At 72.4% G+C, this 22,430-nt stretch carries 14 protein-coding genes and 1 pseudogene; 11 read left to right on the forward strand and 4 right to left on the reverse strand.

Going from position 1 to position 22,430, the window contains the following annotated elements; translation table 11 throughout:
- Positions 1 to 139: 139 nt before the first annotated feature.
- Positions 140 to 1,585 carry an aldehyde dehydrogenase family protein gene (locus TNCT1_RS25310; RefSeq protein ID WP_143636110.1) on the forward strand — a complete coding sequence of 482 codons (1,446 nt, stop codon included), beginning with the start codon at positions 140 to 142 and terminating at the stop codon, positions 1,583 to 1,585.
- A 274-nt stretch (positions 1,586 to 1,859) separates the two neighbouring features.
- Here TNCT1_RS25310 and TNCT1_RS25315 read toward each other — a convergent pair whose 3' ends face one another.
- On the reverse strand, positions 1,860 to 4,691 hold the full coding sequence (locus TNCT1_RS25315) for a glycoside hydrolase family 3 C-terminal domain-containing protein (protein WP_143636112.1): 2,832 nt from the start codon (positions 4,689 to 4,691) through the stop codon (positions 1,860 to 1,862).
- Between the two features lie 346 nt (positions 4,692 to 5,037).
- Between TNCT1_RS25315 and TNCT1_RS25325 the strand changes: the two genes are divergently transcribed.
- The 6 genes and pseudogenes from TNCT1_RS25325 to TNCT1_RS25350 form a co-directional block, all read left to right on the forward strand.
- A complete protein-coding gene (locus TNCT1_RS25325; RefSeq protein WP_143636115.1) occupies positions 5,038 to 6,723 on the forward strand; it encodes an extracellular solute-binding protein in 1,686 nt (561 codons plus the stop codon).
- Positions 6,720 to 7,739, forward strand: coding sequence for an ABC transporter permease subunit (locus tag TNCT1_RS25330; RefSeq protein ID WP_174266442.1), 1,020 nt, complete (start codon positions 6,720 to 6,722; stop codon positions 7,737 to 7,739). The genes TNCT1_RS25325 and TNCT1_RS25330 overlap by 4 nt, the downstream gene beginning before the upstream one ends.
- Positions 7,736 to 8,689 (forward strand): carbohydrate ABC transporter permease, encoded by a 954-nt coding sequence (locus TNCT1_RS25335; RefSeq protein WP_143636120.1) that lies wholly within the window; start codon positions 7,736 to 7,738, stop codon positions 8,687 to 8,689. Before TNCT1_RS25330 ends, TNCT1_RS25335 begins: the two co-directional genes overlap by 4 nt.
- The gene (locus TNCT1_RS25340) at positions 8,686 to 10,683 is read left to right on the forward strand and encodes a beta-galactosidase (protein ID WP_143636122.1); all 1,998 of its coding nucleotides are present in this window, start codon (positions 8,686 to 8,688) and stop codon (positions 10,681 to 10,683) included. The genes TNCT1_RS25335 and TNCT1_RS25340 overlap by 4 nt, the downstream gene beginning before the upstream one ends.
- Positions 10,680 to 12,899, forward strand: a complete 2,220-nt coding sequence (locus TNCT1_RS25345) for a glycoside hydrolase N-terminal domain-containing protein (RefSeq protein ID WP_143636124.1) — start codon at positions 10,680 to 10,682, stop codon at positions 12,897 to 12,899. The genes TNCT1_RS25340 and TNCT1_RS25345 overlap by 4 nt, the downstream gene beginning before the upstream one ends.
- Positions 12,900 to 12,937: 38 nt before the next feature.
- Positions 12,938 to 13,123 (forward strand): annotated as a pseudogene (locus tag TNCT1_RS25350) (hypothetical protein); the annotation flags it as partial.
- Between the two features lie 72 nt (positions 13,124 to 13,195).
- On the opposite strand, the gene TNCT1_RS25355 reads toward TNCT1_RS25350, so the two are convergent.
- Together TNCT1_RS25355 and TNCT1_RS25360 are read right to left on the reverse strand one after the other, a co-directional pair.
- Positions 13,196 to 15,238, reverse strand: a complete 2,043-nt coding sequence (locus TNCT1_RS25355) for a TIM-barrel domain-containing protein (protein WP_143636126.1) — start codon at positions 15,236 to 15,238, stop codon at positions 13,196 to 13,198.
- Positions 15,239 to 15,329: 91 nt separating this feature from the next.
- Positions 15,330 to 16,343: a LacI family DNA-binding transcriptional regulator gene (locus TNCT1_RS25360; RefSeq protein ID WP_143636128.1), complete on the reverse strand. Its 1,014-nt coding sequence runs from the start codon at positions 16,341 to 16,343 to the stop codon at positions 15,330 to 15,332.
- 313 nt (positions 16,344 to 16,656) lie between these two features.
- On the opposite strand from TNCT1_RS25360, the gene TNCT1_RS25365 reads away from it, so the two are divergent.
- Positions 16,657 to 18,594: an acyl-CoA dehydrogenase family protein gene (locus TNCT1_RS25365; protein ID WP_143636130.1), complete on the forward strand. Its 1,938-nt coding sequence runs from the start codon at positions 16,657 to 16,659 to the stop codon at positions 18,592 to 18,594.
- Between the two features lie 29 nt (positions 18,595 to 18,623).
- On the opposite strand, the gene TNCT1_RS25370 is transcribed toward TNCT1_RS25365, so the two are convergent.
- Positions 18,624 to 19,085 carry a hypothetical protein gene (locus tag TNCT1_RS25370; protein WP_235902883.1) on the reverse strand — a complete coding sequence of 154 codons (462 nt, stop codon included), beginning with the start codon at positions 19,083 to 19,085 and terminating at the stop codon, positions 18,624 to 18,626.
- Positions 19,086 to 19,362: 277 nt separating this feature from the next.
- Here TNCT1_RS25370 and dxr point away from each other — a divergent pair, with 277 nt between their 5' ends.
- The 3 genes from dxr to TNCT1_RS25385 form a co-directional block, all read left to right on the forward strand.
- Positions 19,363 to 20,628 (forward strand): 1-deoxy-D-xylulose-5-phosphate reductoisomerase, encoded by a 1,266-nt coding sequence (gene dxr / locus TNCT1_RS25375; RefSeq protein WP_143636134.1) that lies wholly within the window; start codon positions 19,363 to 19,365, stop codon positions 20,626 to 20,628.
- Positions 20,625 to 21,929: an RIP metalloprotease gene (locus TNCT1_RS25380; RefSeq protein ID WP_143636136.1), complete on the forward strand. Its 1,305-nt coding sequence runs from the start codon at positions 20,625 to 20,627 to the stop codon at positions 21,927 to 21,929. The genes dxr and TNCT1_RS25380 overlap by 4 nt, the downstream gene beginning before the upstream one ends.
- 204 nt (positions 21,930 to 22,133) lie before the next feature.
- On the forward strand, positions 22,134 to 22,430 hold a 297-nt coding region (locus TNCT1_RS25385), incomplete at its 3' end, for a flavodoxin-dependent (E)-4-hydroxy-3-methylbut-2-enyl-diphosphate synthase (protein WP_160160430.1).

Consider the following 22,430-nt stretch of genomic DNA (forward strand, 5'->3'; position numbering starts at 1 on the left):
CGGCCCCCACCGCGCCAAACCGGCGCACCCCGCTCCCCGACTGCTACGACTCGGACAAGCGGCCCCCGCCCGCCCCCGCCCTACGGTTGACCACGAACCGAAAGCACACCCACAACGCGGAAGGGCCGGGACGACTTACATGACTTCCACCCACGCCTTCTGGCTCGCCGGCCGCCAGGCCACCGGCGAGGACACCTTCGACGTCACCTCCCCGTGGGACGGCCGTCTCGTCGGCAAGGTCAGCGTGCCGACCGAGGCCCAGGTCGAGGAGGCCGTGGCCGCCGCGTACGCCGTCCGCGACGACTTCGCCGCCACCCCCGCCCACGTGCGGGCCGCCGCCCTCGACCACGTCAGCCGGCGCCTGGCCGAGCGCACCGAGGAGATCGCCCAGCTGATCTCCGCCGAGAACGGCAAGCCGATCAAGTGGGCCCGGGGCGAGGTCGGCCGTGCCGTCTCCGTCTTCCGGTTCGCCGCCGAGGAGGCCCGCCGGTTCAACGGCGGCGAGGCCCAGCGCCTGGACACCGACGCCGGCGGCCAGGGCCGGCTGGCGCTGACCCGCCGCTTCCCGAAGGGCGTCGTCCTCGGCATCGCGCCGTTCAACTTCCCGCTGAACCTGTGCGCGCACAAGGTCGCCCCGGCCATCGCCGCCGGCGCCCCGATCATCCTCAAGCCCGCCCCGGCCACCCCGCTGTCCGGCCTCATCCTCGGCGACCTGCTCGCCGAGACCGAGCTGCCGGCCGGTTCCTGGTCCATCCTCCCGGTCTCCAACGACCGCATGCCCGCCCTCGTCCAGGACGAGCGCCTGCCGGTGATCTCCTTCACCGGTTCGGAGAAGGTCGGCTACGCGATCATGGACTCGGTGCCGCGCAAGCACTGCACCCTGGAGCTCGGCGGCAACGGCGCGGCCGTCGTGCTCGGCGACTTCGCGAGCGACGAGGACCTGGACTGGGCCGCGGCGCGCATCGCGACGTTCTCCAACTACCAGGGCGGTCAGTCCTGCATCTCGGTGCAGCGGGTCATCGCGGACGCCGCCGTGTACGACCGTCTGCTGCCGCGTATCGTCGCCGCCGTCGAGGCGCAGGTCACCGGTGACCCGAGCGACGCCAAGACCGACGTCGGCCCGCTGGTCAGCGAGGACGCCGCCAAGCGCGTCGAGTCCTGGGTGGACGAGGCCGTCGCCGCCGGGGCGAAGCTCCTCACCGGCGGCGAGCGCGACGGCGCCTCCTACGCGCCGACCGTCCTCACCGAGGTGCCCGCCGACACCACGATCGCCTGCGAGGAGGTCTTCGGACCGGTCCTCACCGTGCGGAAGGTGGACGGCGAGGCCGAGGCCTTCGCCGCTGTCAACGACTCCAAGTACGGTCTCCAGGCGGGCGTGTTCACGCACGACCTGCAGGTCGCCTTCCGCGCCCACCGCGCCCTCGAGGTCGGCGGTGTCGTGATCGGCGACGTGCCGTCCTACCGCGCCGACCAGATGCCGTACGGCGGCGCCAAGCTGTCCGGCGTGGGCCGTGAGGGCGTCAGGTTCGCGATGGACGACTACACATACGAGCGCGTGCTGGTCCTCACCGGGCTCGCGCTCTGACCTGACACGAACAGGTCGCGGAGACGGCCGGAGCCCACTGTGCGGGGGCTCCGGCCGTTTCTGGTTAGGCGGTTGGGACCCGGCCGGTGTCCGCGCCGGCCGACGGTGACGGGCGTGCGGGGGTGCGGACGGGTCGCGGACGAGGCGACGACTCCCACGCGCTCCCGAGTGCGCGGCCGCGGCAGCGCTCGGCGCGGCGGGGACCGCGAAGGGCCCCGGCCCCGCTGCCTGTCGGCGCCGGGGCCCCTCGTGGTGGCGGGCCGTCTCCGGACCCTCAGCCGGAGAAGCCCACGTGCGCGAGCCGCAGGGGCCCGCGCAGTCCGAGACGGACGTCGTGCACGCCCGAGGCGGCGAACGGCGCGTCCACGGTGACGTAGGTGTAGGCGTCGGACGTCGGGCCGGCCAGGGTGAGCCTGGTGAGCGGCGGGCCGCCGTCCAGGGAGACCTCCAGGACGCCCTCGCCCGCCAGCCGGGCGCTCACCGCGGTCACCCCGTCCGCGAAGTCGCATGAGCGGTACAGCAGTTCACCGGACGCCCCGACCGCGGCGGGAGTCACCGAGTCGCCCGCCGTCCGCGTGCGGTCCACGATCGCGATGCCGGAGTGCTCGTCGAAGTCGGCGCCCTCCAGGCCCCGTTCGGTCACCGCCCGGGGCGCCGGGGGCTCGCCGGCCAGGGTGACCCGGGTGCGCAGCCGGACGTCCTCGCTGGACGCGCCGAGCAGCAGCTCGTACGGGCCCTGCTCCAGCCGCCAGGCGCCCCGGGCCACGTCCCAGAACTCGAAGGAGGACAGGGGGACCTCGAAGTCCAGGCGGGCCCGCTCACCGGGGGCGAGCGTCACCCGGCGGTGGGCGAGCAGCTCGCGGCGGGGCCGGGGCACCGACGGGTCGACGGCGCGGGCGTAGAGCTGCGCGACCTCGTCGGCGGTCCGGTCGCCGGTGTTGGTGAGCGCGCAGCACACGTGCACCGAGATGTCCGTCACCCGTACCGACAGCTCCGAGTAGGCGAACTCCGCGTACGACAGGCCGTGTCCGAAGGGGAAGAGCGGGGCGCCCTCGAAGTAGAGGTAGGTCTGCCGGCTCCCGATCACGTCGTAGTCGAGGAGGCCGGGCAGGTCCGCGTCGGAGGCGTACCAGGTCTGCGGGAGCCGGCCGGCGGGGGAGACGTCGCCGGCGAGCACCCGGGCCAGGGCCGTGCCCGCGGCCTGGCCGCCGTGCGCGGTCCACAGCACGGCCGGCAGCCGGGACACGTCCACCGCGTACGGGTAGGCCGACGTCAGGACGAGCACGGTGCGCGGGTTCGCGGCGCGGGCCGCGTGCAGCAGCCGCCGCTGGTGCGCGGGCAGCTCCAGGGTCGTACGGTCCTCGGTCTCACGGCCGTTGATGTGCGGGTCGTTGCCCGCGACCACCACGACCACGTCGGCCCGTCCGGCCACCCGGGCCACGGCCTCCTCACCGCGCTCCACGGTGATCACCTCGAAGACGTCGCCGGTGCCGGCAACCTTCACGCCGTCGGCGGCGACACGGACGTGACGACCCGTGCCGAGATGCCGCAGGAGGTGACCGTTCTCGTGGGGTTCCAGACGGAACGTCTCCTGGACGACCCAGCCGCCCGGCTGGTCGGCGGCGGCGCGCAGGAAGCCGTCCTCGGCCACCGAGAGGTAGCGGCCGTCGGGCGCGCGCAGGGTCAGCACGCCACCGCCCCAGTCGGCCAGCGCCAGTTCGGTGCCGACGGCGTCGGTGGTGAGCGGCGGCAGGTCGGTGCGGCCGGACAGCAGGGCCGGGTCCAGCGCGCCGCCGGCGTCGCGCGCCTCCTCGGGGGCGTCCGCCGGCGGCACGTGCAGGAAGGCGCCGCCGGTCCGCAGGCGGATCCGGTCCACGCCCTCCGCGAACTCCACCCGCTCGGCGCCGAAGCGCTCGTACAGGCCCTCCAGGGGGGTGGACCTGTGCAGCAGGGCGCCGCTGTACCAGTCGAGCTTGCACTCGTCGGCGAGCAGGCCGACCACGGCGACGCGGCGGTCCGGCGCGAGGGGCAGCAGCTCCTCGTTCCTCAGCAGGACGACGGCCTGCTCGGCGGCCTCCAGGGCGAGCGCCCGGTGCGCCGGGGTGTCGAACTCGCCGGTGTCCCGGTGCGGGTCGTACTGCGGGTCGAACTCGCCGAGGCGGAACCGGACCGAGAGCTGGCGGCGGACCGCGGTGTCGACGTCCGCCTCGGTCAGCAGCCCCTGGTCCAGCGCCCCCTTGAGGCGCGCGGTGACCTGCGAGCCGTCGGTGCCGTGGTCGGTGAAGCTGTCCACGCCGGCCAGCAGGGCGGCCGCGCTCGCCTCCTCGTGCGTGCCGAAGTAGTGCTCGGCGTCGACCAGGTTGCTCGGCGCGCCCGCGTCCGAGCAGACCAGCAGGTCCTCCTCGGTCCAGGCGCGCAGCTCCGAACGCAGGTACGGGGAGAGGTGGTTGGGCCGGCCGTTGACCAGGTTGTAGGCGGGCATGACACCGGCCACCGCGCCCGCCCCGACCGTGTCCCGGAAGGCGCGCAGGTCGTACTCGCGCAGCACGCGCGGGCGGACGGAGGACGACGTGGTCGCCCGGTCCGTCTCGTTGTTGTGCGCCAGCCAGTGCTTCAGGACGGGTGCGGTGCGCCAGTAGGCCGGGTGGTCGCCGCGCAGGCCGTGCGTGTAGGCCGTCGCGATGGCGGAGGTCAGCCGCGGATCCTCCGAGTAGCCCTCCTCGTTGCGGCCCCACAGCGGATGGCGCAGCAGGTTGACGGTCGGGGCCCAGACGTTGAGGCCGACCCGCTCGTCGCGGGCGCGCATCGCCCGGACCTCCCTGGACACCGCCTCGCCGACCCGGCGCACCAGATCCGGGTTCCAGGTCGCGCCGAGGCCCACGGCCTGCGGGAACACCGTCGCCGGACCCATCCAGGCGACCCCGTGCAGGGCCTCCTGGCCGGTGCGGAAGGCGGCCACGCCCAGCCGCTCGACGGCGGGCGCGAACTGGTGCAGGAAGGCGACCTTCTCGTCCGGTATGAGCCGTGCCAGCAGGTCGTCGACGCGCTTGGCGAACGGCAGTCGCGGATCCCGGAAGGGCGGCGCGGGCGGCGGGTCAACGGTCACGAGCGGGTTCCCCTTGCGACGGAACGACGTGATGCTTTCGAAGCGCTTCGATGCTCAGGCGGGCGCCCCGGGAGTGTCAAGGAGGTGGACCGGAATCGGGCTCATTTCGCGCCGACTTGGCAAGGGGAGCCGACGATCGGCGGTCGTCGGGCCGCAGCGGAGGAATCTTGGGAGCGACCCTTGTGCGCCCCCAGGTGTTCACTTAACCTCGCAGCGACATCGAAGCGCTTCGACTGAGGTTCCGCACCGAGAGCCGAGAACGCTTCAGCTCAGCCAGATCCACTCGAGACACCGCAGCCGACGGCCCACCGCCGGGTGTCCTGGTGCGCCATGAAGGGTTGACGCAATGACGCCGAACGCCGCCTCCGCATCCCCCGCCCCGAGCCGGAGAAGCTTCCTCACCTCCACCGCGGTCGCCGCGGCGGTGGCCGGGGGGATGCCGCTGCTCACCGCCTGCGGCGGCGGGCAGGAGGGCCGCAAGGAAGGCGCCACCTCGGGCAAGGCGGCGCAGAAGATCCTCCCCGCGTTCGTGACCTCCGGCGTCGTGGCCCCGGACATCCCGGCGAAGAACGGCTCGGCGGCCGGCTTCACCAAGGCCATCGCCATGGACCGGCTGAAGACCTCGGTGCCGAAGAAGCTCGGCAGCGGCGGCACGCTGATGATCATGGCCCCGCTGTGGGGCACCCCGCCGGACAGCGGCAACCCGTACTACAGGGCCATGAACGCGGCCATCGGCGTCGAGACCACCTGGCAGAACCAGGACGGCAACACCTACGACGAGAAGCTGGGCGCCGTGCTCGCCTCCAGCGACATCCCGGACGTCGTGGTCGTCCCCGGCTGGAACCTCAACGGCAGGATCCCGAGCGCCGTCAACGCCAAGTTCGCCGATCTCGGCCCCTACCTGTCCGGTGACAGGGTCAAGGACTACCCGAACCTCGCGGCCGTCCCCACCGACGCCTGGCAGCGCGCCATCTTCGGCGGCCGGCTGCGCGCGATCCCGATGCCCGCCTCCTGTGTCACCAACATCGCGCCGTTCTACCGCAAGGACGTCTTCGACAAGAAGGGCTGGCGGCTTCCCCGGTCCACCGACGAGTTCCTGGCCTGGGCGAAGGAGGCCACCGACGCCAAGGGCGGTGTGTGGGCCTGCTCCGACATGAAGTGGACCGCCTTCAACGCCTTCGGCGTGCTCAACGGCAGCGACAAGGCGCTGTGGTGGAACCTGAAGGACGGCAAGCTGATCAACCGGATCGAGACCGAGGAGTACCTGGAAGCCCTGGAGTGGGCCCGCAAGCTCTTCGCCGCCGGAGTCGTCCACCCCGACGACAAGGCGGGCAAGACCGCCAACCCGGCGAACGCCCGCTTCACCGCCGGCAAGCTCCTCGTCTACAACCAGGACCTGTCCGACTGGTTCGGCAAGACCTCCGAACAGCGCACCCAGAGCAGCGACTTCGAGATGGCGGCGATGGACATCTTCACCCACGACGGCGGCGACCCGCTGCTCTGGGCGGTCCAGCCCGCCAACATCTTCACCTTCGTCAGCAAGAAAGCGTCCGAGCGGCAGATCAAGGATTTCCTGGCGATCGCCAACTTCTGCGCCTCCCCGTACGGCACCAAGGAATGGCTGCTCACCAACTACGGGGTGCAGAGCACCGACTTCGACCTGAGGAAGGGCGTCCCCACCAAGACCACCAAAGGCGTCAACGAGGTCGTCGGCGCCTTCGACTACACCGGCGACCCGGCCGCCTTCGTCGCCCACCCCGACCTCCCCGACGTCACCCGGGGCATGGTCGAGTGGCAGCAGCGCATGGGCGCCTTCACCAGGAAGTCCTCCTTCTACGGCCTCACGGTCACCGAGCCGAGCCGCTGGGCCAACCTGGCCGACGACTTCGAGCAGCTGGAGGACGACGTCGTGCGCGGCCGCAAGAAGGTCGCCGACGTGCAGCAGGCCGTGTCCGACTGGAAGAAGAGGGGCGGCGACGACCTGCGCGACTGGTACCGGAAGCTGCTCGACGACACCGGCTCGGCGAAGTGACCAGCACCGTGCCCCGCGGCCGGGCCGGGGCGAAACGGGCCCCGGCGCCTCCCGGCGGCGCAGCCGGGAGCCGCCGGGACCGCCGCGGCAGGCTTACCCTCGGGGTCAGGTTCCGGCGTGACCGGGCCCTGATCCTGATGACGGTGCCCGTCCTGTCGCTGCTGCTGGTCTTCAACTACGTCCCGATCCTCGGCAACGTCGTCGCCTTCCAGGACTACGACCCCTACCTCAGCGACAACGGCTTCCTCGCCATGCTGCAGAGCCCCGGGGCCGGCCTGGAGCAGTTCCAGCGGGTCTTCGCGGACCCGGAGTTCTGGCACGCGGTGCGGAACACGTTCACCCTGTTCCTCCTCCAGCTCGTGCTGTTCTTCCCGGTGCCGATCGCGCTGGCGCTGCTCATCAACAGCGTGGTCCGGCCCCGGGTGCGGGCGGTCGCCCAGGCGGTCATGTATCTGCCGCACTTCTTCTCCTGGGTGCTGGTCGTCACCGTCTTCCAGCAGATCTTCGGCGGCGCCGGCGTCATCGCGCAGACCCTGCGCGAGCACGGGCACGCCGGGTTCGACGTCATGACCGACCCGTCGGTCTTCAAGTACCTGGTGACCGCCCAGATGGTCTGGAAGGACGCGGGCTGGGGGATCATCGTCTTCCTCGCGGCCCTCGCCGCCGTCCCCACCGACCTGTACGAGGCCGCGGCCATGGACGGCGCCGGACGCCTGCGCCGCATGTGGCACATCACGCTGCCCGCCCTGCGCCCGGTGATCGCGCTGCTGCTGGTGCTGCGCGTCGGTGACGCCCTCACTGTCGGCTTCGAGCAGTTCCTGCTCCAGCGGCAGGCGGTGGGCCCGGACGCCTCCGAGGTGCTGGACACCTACGTGTGGTGGAACGGCATCCGCAACCAGGACTTCAGCTACGCGGCGGCGGCCGGCCTGATCAAGGGCGTCGTCGGACTGACCCTCGTCCTCGTGGCGAACAAGGTGGCCCACCTCATGGGCGAGCAGGGGGTGTACGAGAAGTGAGCGCCGTGGCCGACCGGCCGCCGGTCACCGGCACGACGGGGCAGCGGTCGCGCCGCTGGGCGGCGCCGCCCAGGCCCTCCTGGGAGGAGGAGCCGGCCCGCGCCGGACTCGCCGCGAAGGGACTCGTCCTCCTCGTCGCGGGCCTCGCGGTCCTGCTCCCGCTGTGGATCGTGATCGTCACCAGCCTGTCCCCGAAGAAGGTCATCGACGGCACCGGCGGCCTCGTGGTGATCCCGAAGGGCGTCACCTTCGTCGCCTACCAGGAGCTGCTGAGCGGCGGGCAGGTGCAGCGGGCCGCCCTGGTCAGCGTCGGGGTCACGGCCGTCGGCACGCTGTTCAGCATGACGGTCTCCGTACTGTGCGCCTACGGCCTGTCGCGCCGTGGCTCACTGGGGCACCGCTGGATCCTGCTGGCCCTGCTCGCGACGATGTTCTTCGGCGCCGGACTGATCCCGACGTACCTGCTGGTGCAGGCCCTCGGCCTGACCGACACCTACCTCGCGCTGATCCTGCCCAGCGCGGTCAGCGTCTTCAACATCCTCGTGCTGCGCGGGTTCTTCATGGGCATCTCGCCCGAACTCATCGACAGCGCGCGGATCGACGGGGCGGGGGACTGGCGCATCCTGTGGCAGATCGTGCTGCCGCTGTCCCGGGCGGTGCTGGCGGTCATCACCCTGTTCTACGCCGTGGGGTACTGGTCCGCCTGGTTCAACGCCTCGATCTACCTCACCGACCAGAGGATGATGCCGCTGCAGAACGTGATGATCCAGCTGGTGCAGAAGCAGGAGCGCCCGGTGGGGCTCGCCACGCAGATCAACACCGGTCAGCTCTCGCCGCTGGCCATCCAGATGGCGGTCATGGTGATGGCCCTGCTCCCGGTGGCCGTCCTGTCGCCGTTCGTCCAGAAGCACTTCAAGAAGGGGATGCTGACCGGGGCGGTGAAGGGATGAGCCCCGGACGCCGGGGTGCCCGCGTGCGGCCGCATCTCGCCGACGCCACCCGCGGCCGTGTCCTCTTCGGGGGCGACTACAACCCCGAGCAGTGGCCCGAGGAGATCTGGCGGGAGGACGTCCGCCTGATGAAGGAGGCCGGGGTCAACTCCGTCACCCTCGGCGTCTTCTCCTGGTCGAGACTCGAACCGGCGCCGGGTGAGCGGGAGTTCGGCTGGCTGGACCGGCTGATGGACCTGATGCACGGCAACGGGGTGGGCGTCGTCCTCGCCACCCCCACCTCCTCCCCGCCGCCCTGGCTGGGCCGGCTGCACCCGGACACCCTGCCCAGGGACGCCGACGGACGGACCGAGTGGTGGGGCGGACGGCAGCACTTCTCGCACTCCAGCGCCGCCTACCGCCGCCACGCCGCCGCCATCACCGAGGACCTGGCCGCCCGCTACGCCGGCCACCCGGCGCTCACCATGTGGCACATCAACAACGAGTACTGCACCTACGACTACGGCGACGAGGCGGCCGCCGCGTTCCGCCACTGGCTGCGCGACCGCCACGGCACCCTCGACGCCCTCAACTCGGCGTGGGGCACCGCCTTCTGGGGCCAGGACTACGACACCTGGGACGGCATCCTGCCGCCGCGCCGCGCCCACTACCTGAACAACCCCGGCCAGGTGCTGGACTTCCGCCGCTTCACCTCCGACATGCTCCTGGAGTGCTTCACCGCCGAGCGGGACATCGTCCGCCGGCACACCCCGCACCTGCCGGTGACCACCAACTTCATGCCGCTGTGGTTCGGTCAGGACGCCTGGCGCTGGGCCGAGGAGGAGGACGTGGTCTCCGTCGACCTGTACCCGGACCCGCGCGACCCGCTCGGGGCCCAGCGCGGCGCCCTGGTGCAGGACCTCACCCGGTCGCAGGCGCGCGGACCGTGGATGCTGATGGAGCAGGCGGCCGGAGCGGTCAACTGGCGCGGGGTCAACCACCCCAAGCCGCGCGGACTGAACCGGCTGTGGTCCTTCCAGGCGGTCGCCCGGGGCGCCGACGCCGTCTGCTACTTCCAGTGGCGCCAGTCCCGGCAGGGCGCGGAGAAGTTCCACTCCGGGATGGTCTCCCACGCCGGCGAACAGGGCCGCACCTACCAGGAGACCGCGCGCCTGGGGCGCGAACTCGCCCGCGTCGGACCGGAGGTGGCCGGGCGGCACGGCGACGCCGGCATCGCGATCCTGCACGACTGGCACTCCTGGTGGGCCGGCGACCACGCGGGCCGGCTGTCCACCGAGGCCGGCCTGCCCGAGGTGCTGCACGCCTGGCACCGCGCGCTGTGGGAGGCCCACCTGGCCACCGACTTCGCCCACCCGGAGCACGACCTGTCCGGCTACCGGCTCGTCGTCGTGCCCCAGCTCTACCTCCTCACGGACCGGGCGGTCGACAACCTCCTCGCACACGTCCGGGGCGGCGGCCACCTGGTGTGCGGCTTCCTCACCGGCGTCGCCGACGAGGACGACCGGGTCCGGCCCGGAGGCATGGACCCCCGGCTGCGCGAGCTGTTCGGCATCCGCACCCTGCACGAGTGGTGGCCGCTGGCGCCGGGGGAGGCCGTGGAGTGCGAGGACTTCCGCGGCACCCTGTGGTCGGAGGAGATCGAAGCCGAGCCCGGCGCCGCGAACACGGTGCCGTACCGGGGCGGCGAGCTGGACGAGCTGCCCGCCGTGCTGCGCCGGGGACGCGCCTGGTACGTCTCGACGCTCCCCGAGCCGGAGGCGCTGCGCGCGCTGCTCGCCGGGGTCGCCGGCGAGGCGGGGGTGCGCCCGGTGCTCGACGGGCTCCCGGCGGGCGTCGAGGCGGTGCGCCGGGGCGAGCTGCTGTTCCTGCTCAACCACGGACGCGAACCGGTCACCGTCCCGGTCCCGGGCACCCACCACGAGCTGCTCACGGAGGCCGCCGTCACAGGCGAGGTCACCCTCGGCCGCTACGGCGTGGCGGTGCTGCGGCCGTGACCGGGGCCCCCGTCGACGGCACGGCCGAGGCCCCGGGCGTAACCCCCGTCCACGGCACCTGGGAGCCGGCCCCCGCAGGCCGCTGGGAGGACGCCTTCCTGACCGGGAACGGCCACCACGGCGCCCTGGCGTCCGGCACTCCGAACGACGACCGGGTCATCGTCACCCATCACACCCTGGTCCGCCCGAACGGCACCGAACACGCCCGCCCGCCCCGCCTCGCCGCCGAGCTGCCCGCCCTCCAGGACCGCCTGCTGGCCGGCGACCACCGGGCCGCCGAGCGCTTCACCGACGGCCGCCCGCTGCAATGGGTGCAGCCGTTCCACCCGGCGTTCCAGGTACGCCTGCGCGGACCCGGCGCCGAGGTGCGCGGATACCGCCGCGCCGTCGACTTCACCACCGGCGAGGCCACGGCCGCCTGCGCCGGCTGGAGCAGCCGGGTCTTCGTCTCCCGCGCCGACGACGTGATCGTCCAGGAGGTCGAGGCCACCGACCTCGCCGTCTGCCTGGACCACCGGCTGCCGGGCGCCCCGGCGGGCCTCGGTGTCGGCCACGGCGCCTTCCTCACCCCCGAGGGCGCGCTGCTGAGCCTGCGCGCCCGCTACCCGGACAGCGACCGCGCCTGCACCGGCGTCACCCTGGTCGCCGCGTCCGGCGGCACCACCGAACTGGTCCCGCCCGGCGTCCGCGTCACCAGCGCCCGCTCGGTGCTGCTGCTGACCCGGGTGCGCCGCCACACCGGCGACCTGGACGTGGTCGCCGAGAGCCGGGAACTGCGCGACCTCCTGGACGGCGCCGAGCGGCCCTACGCCGAGCTGCTCGACCGGCACCTGGCCCGCCACCGCACCGCCTACCTGCGGGTCACCCTCGACCTCGAAGCCGACCCCACCGAGCGCGCCCTGCCCGGCTCCGAACTGCTCCGGCGCCCGGCCGGCGCCGCCCTGCTGGAGCGGCTGTTCGCCGCCGGCCGCTACCACCTGCTCTCCAGCAGCGGCCTGTGCCCGCCCCGCCTGACCGGCCTGTGGACCGGCGACTGGGACACCGCCTGGTCCGGGGCGTTCACCAACGACGCCAACCTGAACCTGCAGACCGCCTCCGCGGCCGCCGCCGCCCTCCCCGAGGTCACCGAGGCCCTCGTCGACCGGCAACTCCCCGACTGGCGGGAGAACGCCCGGTCCCTGTTCGGGGCGCGGGGCGTGGTCGCCCCCGCCCACAGCGACGGCGAGTCCGGGTACGCCTGCCACTTCAGCCGGGAGTACCCGCTGCACCTGTGGACCGCCGGCGCCGACTGGCTGGTCAAGCCGCTCGTCGACCACGACGAGGTCCGCGGCGCGCGCGACCCGCGCACCGCCGCCGTCCTCGCCGAGATCGCCGTCTTCTACGAGGACTTCCTCACCCGCACCGGACCCGACGGCCACCTCGTCGTCGTCCCGTCCTACTCGCCGGAGAACCGGCCCGCCAACGCCGGCTGGGGCGCCCTCGACGCGGCGATGGACCTCTCCGCCGCCCGGCACGCCCTGCTGACCGCCGCCCGCTACCACCCCGAACGGGCCGAAGCCTGGCGGGCGCTGGCCGGCCGGCTGCCCCCGCACCGGGTCAACGCCGACGGCGCGCTCGCCGAGTGGGCCTGGCCCGGCCTGGAGGACACCTACGAGCACCGCCACCTCAGCCACCTCTACGGCGTCTGGCCCCTGGACGAGATCAACCCCTACGACACCCCGGACCTGGCCGCCGCCGCCCACCGCGCCCTCGAACTGCGCGGCGCCGAGAACCACTCCGCCCACGGCCACCTGCACCACGCCCTGCTCGCCGCACGGCTGCGGGACGCCGGCCGGGTCGCCCACGCCCTGCGCGAGGTCCTGGCGGGCGGCTACTTCCACGACTCCCTGATGAGCGCCCACTACCCGGGCCGTGACGTCTACAACGCCGACGCCGCGCACACCCTCCCGGCCGTGCTGATCGAGGCGCTCGTGCAGTCCACCCCGGACCGGCTGGTCCTGCTGCCCGCCGTACCGGACACCTGCCCGCGGGGCGAACTGCGCGGCGTGCGCACCAGGTTCGGCGCCCGGCTCGACCTGGCGTGGAACCCGGACGGCGCCCGGGCCGTGCTGCGCCCCGGCCGCACCCTCCGTGTCGAACTGCGGACTTCCGCCGGCGCCGAACCGCTCGACCTCGTCGCCGGCGAGGACCGCGTCCTCACCCTGAGGACGCGGTGACCCGTCACCACCGCCCCCCACCCATGGAAAGGGACACCATGGCAACGACCACCCCCCGCAGGGTCGCCAAGGCCCTGATCGCCCCCGCGCTGGCGCTCGGCGCCACCGTCGGCCTCGCCTCGGCGCCCGCCTCCGCCGCCGTCTGGAACTCCTGCGACCAGTGGGGCAACACCACGCTGAACGGCTACACCCTCTACAACAACATCTGGGGACCGGGCGCCGGCTACGGCGTCAGCAGCGGCTGAGCGGGGCACGAGGGGCCGGTCCCGTCCGGGGCCGGCCCCTTCCGCACGTGCTCAGCCGGTGATCGGCAGCTGTGCGCCGTCCCGCAGGAACAGCGGGATGCGCTCCAGCGGGGCGTCCACCGTCACCGCCGCACCGCCCCGGTACGTCTCGCCCGTCCAGGCGTCCGTCCAGCGCGCGCCCGCCGGGAGGTGGACCGTGCGGGCCGTGGCGCCCGCCGTCAGCACCGGCGCGACCAGCAGGTCACGGCCGAGGAGATAGGCGTCGTCGACGGACCAGGCAGCCTGGTCGCCGGGGAACTCCAGGAACAGCGGCCGCATCACCGGCAGCCCCTCCTCGTGCGCCTCCCGCATCGCCCGCAGCACATACGGCCGCAGACGCTCGCGCAGCCGCAGGTACTCCTCCAGGATCGCGCCGGCCTCCTCGCCGTAGGACCACACCTCGTTCGGGCCGCCGGTCATCTCCGGGCCCAGCTCCGTGCCCGGGTCGCGGAAGCCGTGCAGGCGCATCAGCGGGGACAGCGCGCCGAACTGGAACCAGCGGACCATGACCTCCCGGTACGCCGGGTCGTCCGGGTCGCCGCCGTGGAAGCCGCCGATGTCGGTGTTCCACCAGGGGATGCCCGACAGCCCGGTGTTGAGCCCGGCCGCGATCTGGCGGCGCAGGGTCGCGAAGTCGGTGCCGATGTCACCGGACCACAGGGCGGCGCCGTAACGCTGACTGCCCGCCCACGCCGAGCGGTTGAGGGTGATCACCTCCTCCTCGCCGGAGGCCCGCAGGCCCTCGTGGAAGGTGCGGGAGTTCTCCGCCGGGTAGAGGTTGCCGACCTCCAGGCCGGGCCCGGCCCAGTAGCGCAGGTTCCCGGCGAAGCCCGGCTTCAGCTCCGGCTCGCAGGCGTCCAGCCAGAACGCGGTGATGCCGTACGGGACCAGGTAGTTGTCCCTGATCCGCGACCAGACGAACTCGCGGGCCCGCGGGTTGGTGGCGTCGTAGAAGGCCACCTGGACGGTGGAGGCGACCTCCTTGTCCGGCCAGTCGGCGTGCGCCATCGGACCGTACTGGGTGCCGATGAAGTAGCCGCGCTGCTCCATCAGCGGGTGGTTCTCGCTCAGCGGGGACACCGACGGCCACACGGACACCACCAGCTTGATGCCCAGCTCGTCCAGTTCGCGGACCATCGCCGCGGGGTCCGGCCACTCCTTCGGGTCGAACTTCCATTCGCCGAGGTGGGTCCAGTGGAAGAAGTCGCAGACGATCGCGGAGATCGGCAGGCCCCGGCGCCGGTACTCACGGGCCACGGCGAGGAGTTCGTCCTGGGTGCGGTAGCGCAGCTTGCACTGCCAGAAGCCCGCCGCCCACCTCGGCAGCATCGGCGAACGCCCGGTCACCGCGCTGTAGTTGCGCTGCCCCTCGGCCGGAGCGCCCGCGGTGATCCAGTAGTCGATCTGGCGGGCGGAGTCGGCCACCCAGCGGGTGCCGTTGGCCGCCAGCTCCACCCGGCCGATCGCCGGGTTGTTCCACAGCACGGTGTAGCCCCGGCTGGACACCAGCACCGGCACGCTCACCTCGGCGTTGCGCTGCACCAGGTCCAGCACCAGGCCCTTCTGGTCCAGCCGGCCGTGCTGGTGCTGGCCCAGGCCGTACAGCCGCTCGCCCTCGTAGGCGGCGAAGCGCTGCTCCAGCCGGTGGTGGCCGCCCCCGACGGCCGTGTACAGGCGCGGGCCCGGCCACCAGAAGTGGGCCCGCTCCTCGGCGAGGAGCTCCGATCGGTCGTCGGTGCGCAGGAAGCGGACCAGGCCCTCGGCGCTCACCTCCACGGTCAGCGCGCCGACGGTCAGCAGCGCCTGGGCGTCGCCGGTCTTCACCGAGCCCACGGCCGGCGGACGTTCGTCGAACAGGGCGCCCGGCAGCCCCTCCAGCACCGGGCCGCCGAGCCGGGCGCGTACCCGGACCGCGTCCGGACCCCACGGCTCGATCCGCACCGTCTCCTGGCGGCCGCTCCACTCCAGCGCGCCGTCCCGCTCGCGGAAGGTGCCGGCGGTGGGGGAGGACTGGGCGAGGCTGACCTTGGGCTGAATTCCGGCAGGCTGGTTCACGGGCATGCTCCTGAAGGAGTGCAGACAGGGAAGACAGGCAGCGCGGTGCCCCGGGCGTGCGGGGCGGAGGGCGGGAAGGGGAAGGGGCGCGTCAGGGCGCGGCGGGGGCCGGCCCCGTGCTCGCCCGTACCGTCAGCTCGGGCGTGATCAGCACGACCTCGTCGTCGCCCCGCCCGGCCAGCTTGGCCATCAGGTGCTCCACGGCGTGCCGGCCCATCTCCTGCGCGGGGATGGCGACCGAGGTCAGCCGCACCGAGGCCTGCACCGCGACCTGGTCCGGGCAGATCGCGATGACGGACACGTCCTCGGGCACCGCCCGGCCCTGCTGGCGCAGCAGCGCGAGCAGGGGCTCCACCGCGGACTCGTTCTGCACGACGAACCCGCTGGTCCCGGGCCGCTCGTCCAGGATCCGGGCCAGCGTCACGGCCATCGCGTCGTACCCGCCCTCGCACGGCCGGTGCAGCACCCGGACGCCGGTCTGCCGGGCCCGGGCGCGGAGCCCGTCGAGGGTGCGCTCGGCGAAGCCGGTGTGCCGCTCGTACACGGCCGGGGCCTCGCCGATGACAGCGATGTCGCGGTGGCCGAGCCCGGCCAGGTGCTCCACGCACAGCGCGCCCGTCGCCGTCCAGTCCAGGTCGACGCAGGTCAGCCCGCCGGCCTCGGCGGGAAGGCCGATCAGCACGGACGGCTGGTGCGAGCCGCGCAGCAGCGGCAGCCGCTCGTCCTCCAGCTCCACGTCCATGAGGATCATCGCGTCGGCGAGCCCGCTGCCGGTGACCCGGCGCACCGCGCCCGGGCCCTCCTCGCCGGTGAGCAGCAGGACGTCGTACCCGTGGGCGCGGGCCGTGGTGGCCACCGCGACGGCGATCTCCATCATCACCGGCACGTACAGGTCGGTGCGCAGCGGGATCATCAGCGCGATGATGTTCGACCGGGCGCTCGCCAGGGCGCGGGCGCCCGCGTTCGGGTGGTAGCCCAGCTCCCGGATGCTGCGCTCGACCCGTTCCCGGGTGGTGGCGGAGATGGACCGCTTGCCGCTGAGGACATAGCTCACCGTGCTCGCCGAGACTCCGGCGTGCTGGGCGACCTCGGCGAGGGTGACCATCCGGCTCTCCAAGCTTTGTGAAGCGCTTCGACAGAGCGCATTGCTGACAAGGGCGAGTGAGGGTGGTTCGACAGTAGCCCCAGCGGCAGTGGGTGTCCATAGGCTGTCGAAGCGCTTCGACAGCAATTCCCGACGGCAGGAGGCGCCGCGGCGAACCGGCGCACCTCCCCGTCGTCACCCCGCGGCGGCGGTTCCACCCGAACGGCGCGTGAGGGGTGGTGGGAGCGGCCCGATTCGGGTACCAACGATCCAGTAGCACCGGTCGGTAATGAACGACCCCCAATGATCCCTCTTCGCGGCGAGGTGAGTGTCAATGTCCGCCCCCACCACCCAACGCACCACCGTCACCGAACGCGAGGCCCGCCAGGTGGCGGAGGCCGCCCGGGAACAGGACTGGCACAAGCCGAGTTTCGCCAAGGAACTGTTCCTCGGGCGCTTCCGGCTCGACCTCATCCACCCCCATCCGCTCCCCGACGCCGAGTCCGTGCGGCGGGGCGAGGAGTTCCTGGCGAAACTGCGCGCCTTCTGCGAGTCGGCCGTCGACTCCGCCCGCATCGAACGCGAGGCCCGCATCCCCGACGAGGTCATCACGGGCCTGAAGGAACTCGGCGCCCTCGGCATGAAGATCGACCCGAAGTACGGCGGTCTCGGCCTCACCCAGCTCTACTACAACAAGGCGCTGGCCCTGGCCGGCTCCGCCAGCCCGGCGATCGGCGCCCTGCTCTCCGCCCACCAGTCGATCGGCGTGCCGCAGCCGCTGAAGATGTTCGGCACCCAGGAGCAGAAGGACGCCTTCCTGCCCCGCTGCGCCCGCACCGACATCTCCGCGTTCCTGCTCACCGAGCCGGACGTGGGCTCCGACCCCGCACGCCTGGCCACCACCGCCGTGCCCGACGGCGACCACTACGTCCTCGACGGCGTCAAGCTGTGGACCACCAACGGCGTCGTCGCCGACCTGCTCGTCGTGATGGCACGGGTGCCGAAGTCCGAGGGGCACAAGGGCGGGATCACGGCCTTCGTGGTGGAGGCCACCGCCGAGGGCATCACCGTCGAGAACCGCAACGCCTTCATGGGGCTGCGCGGCATCGAGAACGGCGTCACCCGCTTCCACCAGGTCCGGGTGCCCGCCGCCAACCGCATCGGCCCGGAGGGCGCGGGCCTGAAGATCGCGCTCACCACCCTCAACACCGGCCGGCTGTCGCTGCCCGCGATGTGCGCCGGCGCCGGCAAGTGGTGCCTGAAGATCGCCCGGGAGTGGGCGGCGGAGCGGGAGCAGTGGGGCAAGCCGGTGGCGCTGCACGAGGCCGTCGGCTCCAAGATCAGCTTCATCGCGGCCACCACCTTCGCCCTGGAGGCGGTGCTCGACCTGTCCTCGCAGATGGCCGACGAGGACCGCAACGACATCCGCATCGAGGCCGCCCTCGCCAAGCTCTACGGCTCCGAGATGGCCTGGCTGATGGCCGACGAACTGGTCCAGATCCGCGGCGGCCGCGGCTACGAGACCGCGGAGTCCCTGAAGGCGCGCGGCGAGCGGGCCGTCCCCGCCGAGCAGATGCTGCGCGACCTGCGCATCAATCGGATCTTCGAGGGCTCCACGGAGATCATGCACCTGCTGATCGCCCGCGAGGCCGTGGACGCCCACCTGTCGGTCGCCGGTGACCTCATCGACCCCGACAAGACCCTCTCGGACAAGGCGAAGGCGGGCGCCAACGCGGGCGTCTTCTACGCCAAGTGGCTGCCGAAGCTGGTCGCCGGACCCGGGCAGCTGCCCTCTTCGTACGGCGAGTTCAAGCGCGAGGTCGACCTCTCCGGCCATCTGCGCTACGTCGAGCGGCACGCCCGCAAGCTGGCCCGCTCCACCTTCTACGCCATGTCCCGCTGGCAGGGCCGGATGGAGACCAAGCAGGGCTTCCTCGGCCGGATCGTGGACATCGGCGCCGAACTGTTCGCGATGAGCGCGGCCTGCGTCCGCGCCGAGCGGCTGCGCGCCGAGGGCGGCCACGGCCGCGAGGCCTACCAGCTCGCCGACGCCTTCTGCCGGCAGTCCCGCATCAGGGTCGAGGAACTCTTCGGCCGGCTGTGGGCCAACACCGACGACATCGACGGCAAGGTGGTCAAGGGAGTCCTCGGCGGGGCCTACACCTGGCTCGAGGAGGGCGTCATCGACCCGTCCGGGGACGGCCCGTGGATCGCCGACGCGACCCCCGGACCGTCCGCACGGCCGAACGAGCGGCGCCCCTTCGGCGCCTGAACATCCCGTCCCGGACCGGGCGCCTGGGCTCAGACGCCCCAGGTGCCCTGGTTCGAGGCGCAGTTCCAGCCCGTGCCCTTCAGGGTGAACTTCACCTTGTAGGAACGGGTGTTGAGCAGGTGCGTGGGCACCTTCACGCCGAGGCTGGTCTTCTTCTTGAGCGTCGTGGTGTACACGGACACCGTCTTGGTCGTGTTCTTGGTGACCTTGCCGCCCTTCGCCTTGGCCGTGCCGAAGCGGATGTTGCGGACGTTGGTGACGGTGAACGTGACCTTGGTGAAGTTCTTGGTCGTGCTCTTGTTCTTGATCCCGAAGTACAGACCGCCGTTCGTCACCCAGCCGTGCGAGTCGACGTAGAAGCGGCTCGGGTAGACCAGGTCGACCGGGCAGCCGCTGCTCGTCGCCGTCGCGGCCGACGCGACACCGCCCAGACCGAGCTGAGCGGCGGTGAAGACCCCCGCCGCGGCCAGGACGGTCGCGGTCGTGCGCATGCGGTTCATCGTGGTGTCTCTCCTCCCCCTGTGAGCCCCTGCGGACGTGGCTCCAGCGGGCAGAATGCCATGCGCGAGCGCCCGGTGCCCGGGAATTCACCCGGTCCGGCGGTACGCGCCGGCACGCGGTTGACGCCGGTGTGAGGATGTTCCTGACGTCGGCCTCACATCGTCGGATACGAGGGCAATCACCCCTTTCGACGACAAAAACGGGTGGCACGCCCCGGCTTCGGAACACCCGGCACGGACGGCGGCGGCTTGCGGCGACAATGGGGGGATGACCGACAGTCCCGCCAGCCCCGCGCCCCTCGCCGACCCGCATCTCGTGTACGACCCCCTCGCGGGAGACGGCCCGAAGGACGTGGTGATCCTCGGCTCCACCGGGTCCATCGGAACCCAGGCCATCGACCTCGTGCTGCGCCACCCCGACCGCTTCCGGGTCACCGCCCTGGCCGCGAACGGCGGCCGCCCGGCCCTGCTCGCCGAGCAGGCGCACCGTCTGGGGGCGCGGACCGTCGCGGTCGCCCGGCAGGACGCCGTGCCGGCCCTGCGCGAGGCGCTGACCGGGCTCTACGGCGCCTCGGAGCCGCTGCCCGAGATCCTCGCCGGACCGGACGCGGCCACCGAGATCGCCGCCTCCGACTGCCACACCGTGCTGAACGGCATCACCGGATCCATCGGCCTCGCGCCCACCCTGGCCGCCCTGGAGGCAGGTCGCACGCTCGCGCTCGCCAACAAGGAGTCGCTGATCGTCGGCGGCCCGCTGGTCAAGGCGCTCGCCAAACCCGGCCAGATCATCCCCGTCGACTCCGAGCACGCGGCCCTCTTCCAGGCCCTCGCCGCCGGCACCCGGGCCGACGTGCGCAAGCTGGTCGTCACCGCCTCCGGCGGCCCCTTCCGCGGCCGCACCAAGGCCGAGCTGGCGGACGTCACCGTCGAGGACGCCCTCGCCCACCCCACCTGGGCGATGGGCCCGGTGATCACGATCAACTCCGCGACCCTGGTCAACAAGGGCCTCGAGGTCATCGAGGCGCACCTGCTGTACGACATCCCCTTCGACCGCATCGAGGTCGTCGTGCACCCGCAGTCGTACGTCCACTCGATGGTCGAGTTCACCGACGGGTCCACGATCGCCCAGGCGACGCCGCCCGACATGCGCGGGCCCATCGCCATCGGCCTGGGCTGGCCCGAACGCGTCCCGGACGCGGCGCCCGCCTTCGACTGGAGCAAGGCCTCCACGTGGGAGTTCTTCCCGCTCGACGACGAGGCCTTCCCCTCGGTGAACCTGGCCCGTCACGTGGGGCGGCTCGCGGGCACGGCCCCGGCGGTGTTCAATGCCGCCAACGAGGAATGCGTCGAGGCCTTCCGCAGCGGCGCGCTGCCCTTCAACGGGATCATGGAGACCGTCACCCGGGTGGTCGAGGAGCACGGCACCCCGGCCGCGGGAACTCCGCTCACCGTGTCGGACGTCCTCGAAGCGGAGACCTGGGCCCGCGCCCGGGCCCGCGAACTGACAGCCCGGACCGCGGAGGCGCGTGCATGACGACCTTGATGTTCATCCTCGGCATAGTGGTCTTCGCGGTCGGCCTGCTCGTCTCCATCGCGTGGCACGAGCTGGGGCACCTGTCCACGGCGAAGCTCTTCGGCATCCGCGTGCCGCAGTACATGGTCGGATTCGGCCCGACCATCTGGTCGCGCAGGAAGGGCGAGACCGAGTACGGCATCAAGGCCGTCCCGCTCGGCGGCTACATCCGCATGATCGGCATGTTCCCGCCGGACGACGCCGGCCGGGTCTCCGCCCGCTCCACCTCCCCGTGGCGCGGCATGATCGAGGACGCCCGCTCCGCCGCCTTCGAGGAGCTGAAGGAGGGCGACGAGACGCGCATGTTCTACACGCGCAAGCCGTGGAAGCGCGTCATCGTCATGTTCGCGGGCCCGTTCATGAACCTGGTGCTCGCGGTCGCGCTGTTCCTCACCGTGCTCATGGGCTTCGGCATCCAGCAGCAGACCACCACCGTCGCCTCCGTCTCGCCCTGCGTCATCGCGCAGAGCGAGAACCGCGACACCTGCAAGAAGTCCGACCCGCCCTCCCCGGCGGCGGCCGCCGGCATGAAGAACGGCGACCGGATCGTCTCCTTCGACGGCACGCCGACCAAGGAGTGGAGCACGCTGTCCGACCTCATCCGGGACAGCGCGGGCAAGGAGGTCGCGATCGTCGTCGACCGCAAGGGCCAGGAAGTGACCCTGCACGCGAAGATCGCCACCAACCAGGTCGCCAAGAAGGACTCCAGCGGCACCTACGTCCAGGGCCAGTACGTCAAGGCGGGCTTCCTCGGCTTCAGCTCCGCCACCGGCGTCGTCAGGCAGGACCTCGGCCAGTCCGTGACGTGGATGACCGACCGGGTCGGCGACGCCGTCGACTCGCTCATCGCGCTGCCCGGCAAGATCCCCGCGCTGTGGAACGCGGCCTTCGGCGACGGCCCGCGCGAACCCGACTCCCCGATGGGCATCGTCGGCGCGGCCCGGGTCACCGGTGAGATCGCCACGCTGGACATCCCGGCCTCGCAGCAGCTGGCCATGGCCGTCTTCGTGGTCGCCGGGTTCAACCTCTCCCTGTTCCTGTTCAACATGCTCCCGCTGCTCCCGCTCGACGGCGGGCACATCGCGGGCGCCCTGTGGGAGTCGCTGCGGCGCGCCGTGGCCCGGGTGCTGCGCCGCCCGGACCCGGGCCCGTTCGACGTGGCGAAGCTGATGCCGGTGGCGTACGTGGTGGCGGGGATCTTCGTCTGCTTCACGATCCTCGTGCTGATCGCCGACGTCGTTAACCCGGTGAAAATCTCTTAGTCACCGGGCGTTGGGAAGCGGCCCCGAGCATGGGGGTGCCCCGCTCCGGCGCGGCCGGGAGCGGGGTGGCCCGGGGCCGCCTTCCATCGGGTGGGTTTGCCGGGTGGGATGTGCCCGCGCCCGTACCGGTGCCGTAATCTCGAAGCCTGGAGCCCGCCGATCACGGGGCCGGATGTTGATCCACGACTTGGGGTTGCACAGCAGATGACTGCGATTTCTCTCGGCATGCCGTCCGTTCCGACCAAGCTCGCCGAGCGCCGGAAGAGCCGGCAGATCCAGGTCGGAACCGTGGCGGTCGGCGGAGACGCGCCCGTCTCGGTCCAGTCGATGACGACGACCCGCACGTCGGACATCGGCGCCACCCTGCAGCAGATCGCCGAGCTGACCGCGTCCGGCTGCCAGATCGTCCGTGTCGCCTGCCCCACGCAGGACGACGCGGACGCTCTCGCGACGATCGCCCGCAAGTCGCAGATCCCGGTCATCGCGGACATCCATTTCCAG

Origin of the sequence: Streptomyces sp. 1-11, assembly GCF_007176755.1 — a bacterium.
In the GTDB taxonomy this organism is placed as follows: Bacteria; Actinomycetota; Actinomycetes; order Streptomycetales; family Streptomycetaceae; genus Streptomyces.

Bases quoted from the DNA above. Each gene is read 5' to 3' on its own strand.
- TNCT1_RS25360 (WP_143636128.1), bottom strand. From the start codon at position 16,343: ATGGTCACCCTCGCCGAGGTCGCCCAGCACGCCGGAGTCTCGGCGAGC.
- TNCT1_RS25310 (WP_143636110.1), top strand. From the start codon at position 140: ATGACTTCCACCCACGCCTTCTGGCTCGCCGGCCGCCAGGCCACCGGC.
- dxr (WP_143636134.1), top strand. From the start codon at position 19,363: ATGACCGACAGTCCCGCCAGCCCCGCGCCCCTCGCCGACCCGCATCTC.
- TNCT1_RS25340 (WP_143636122.1), top strand. From the start codon at position 8,686: ATGAGCCCCGGACGCCGGGGTGCCCGCGTGCGGCCGCATCTCGCCGAC.
- TNCT1_RS25380 (WP_143636136.1), top strand. From the start codon at position 20,625: ATGACGACCTTGATGTTCATCCTCGGCATAGTGGTCTTCGCGGTCGGC.
- TNCT1_RS25370 (WP_235902883.1), bottom strand. From the start codon at position 19,085: ATGCGCACGACCGCGACCGTCCTGGCCGCGGCGGGGGTCTTCACCGCC.
- TNCT1_RS25325 (WP_143636115.1), top strand. From the start codon at position 5,038: ATGACGCCGAACGCCGCCTCCGCATCCCCCGCCCCGAGCCGGAGAAGC.
- TNCT1_RS25365 (WP_143636130.1), top strand. From the start codon at position 16,657: ATGTCCGCCCCCACCACCCAACGCACCACCGTCACCGAACGCGAGGCC.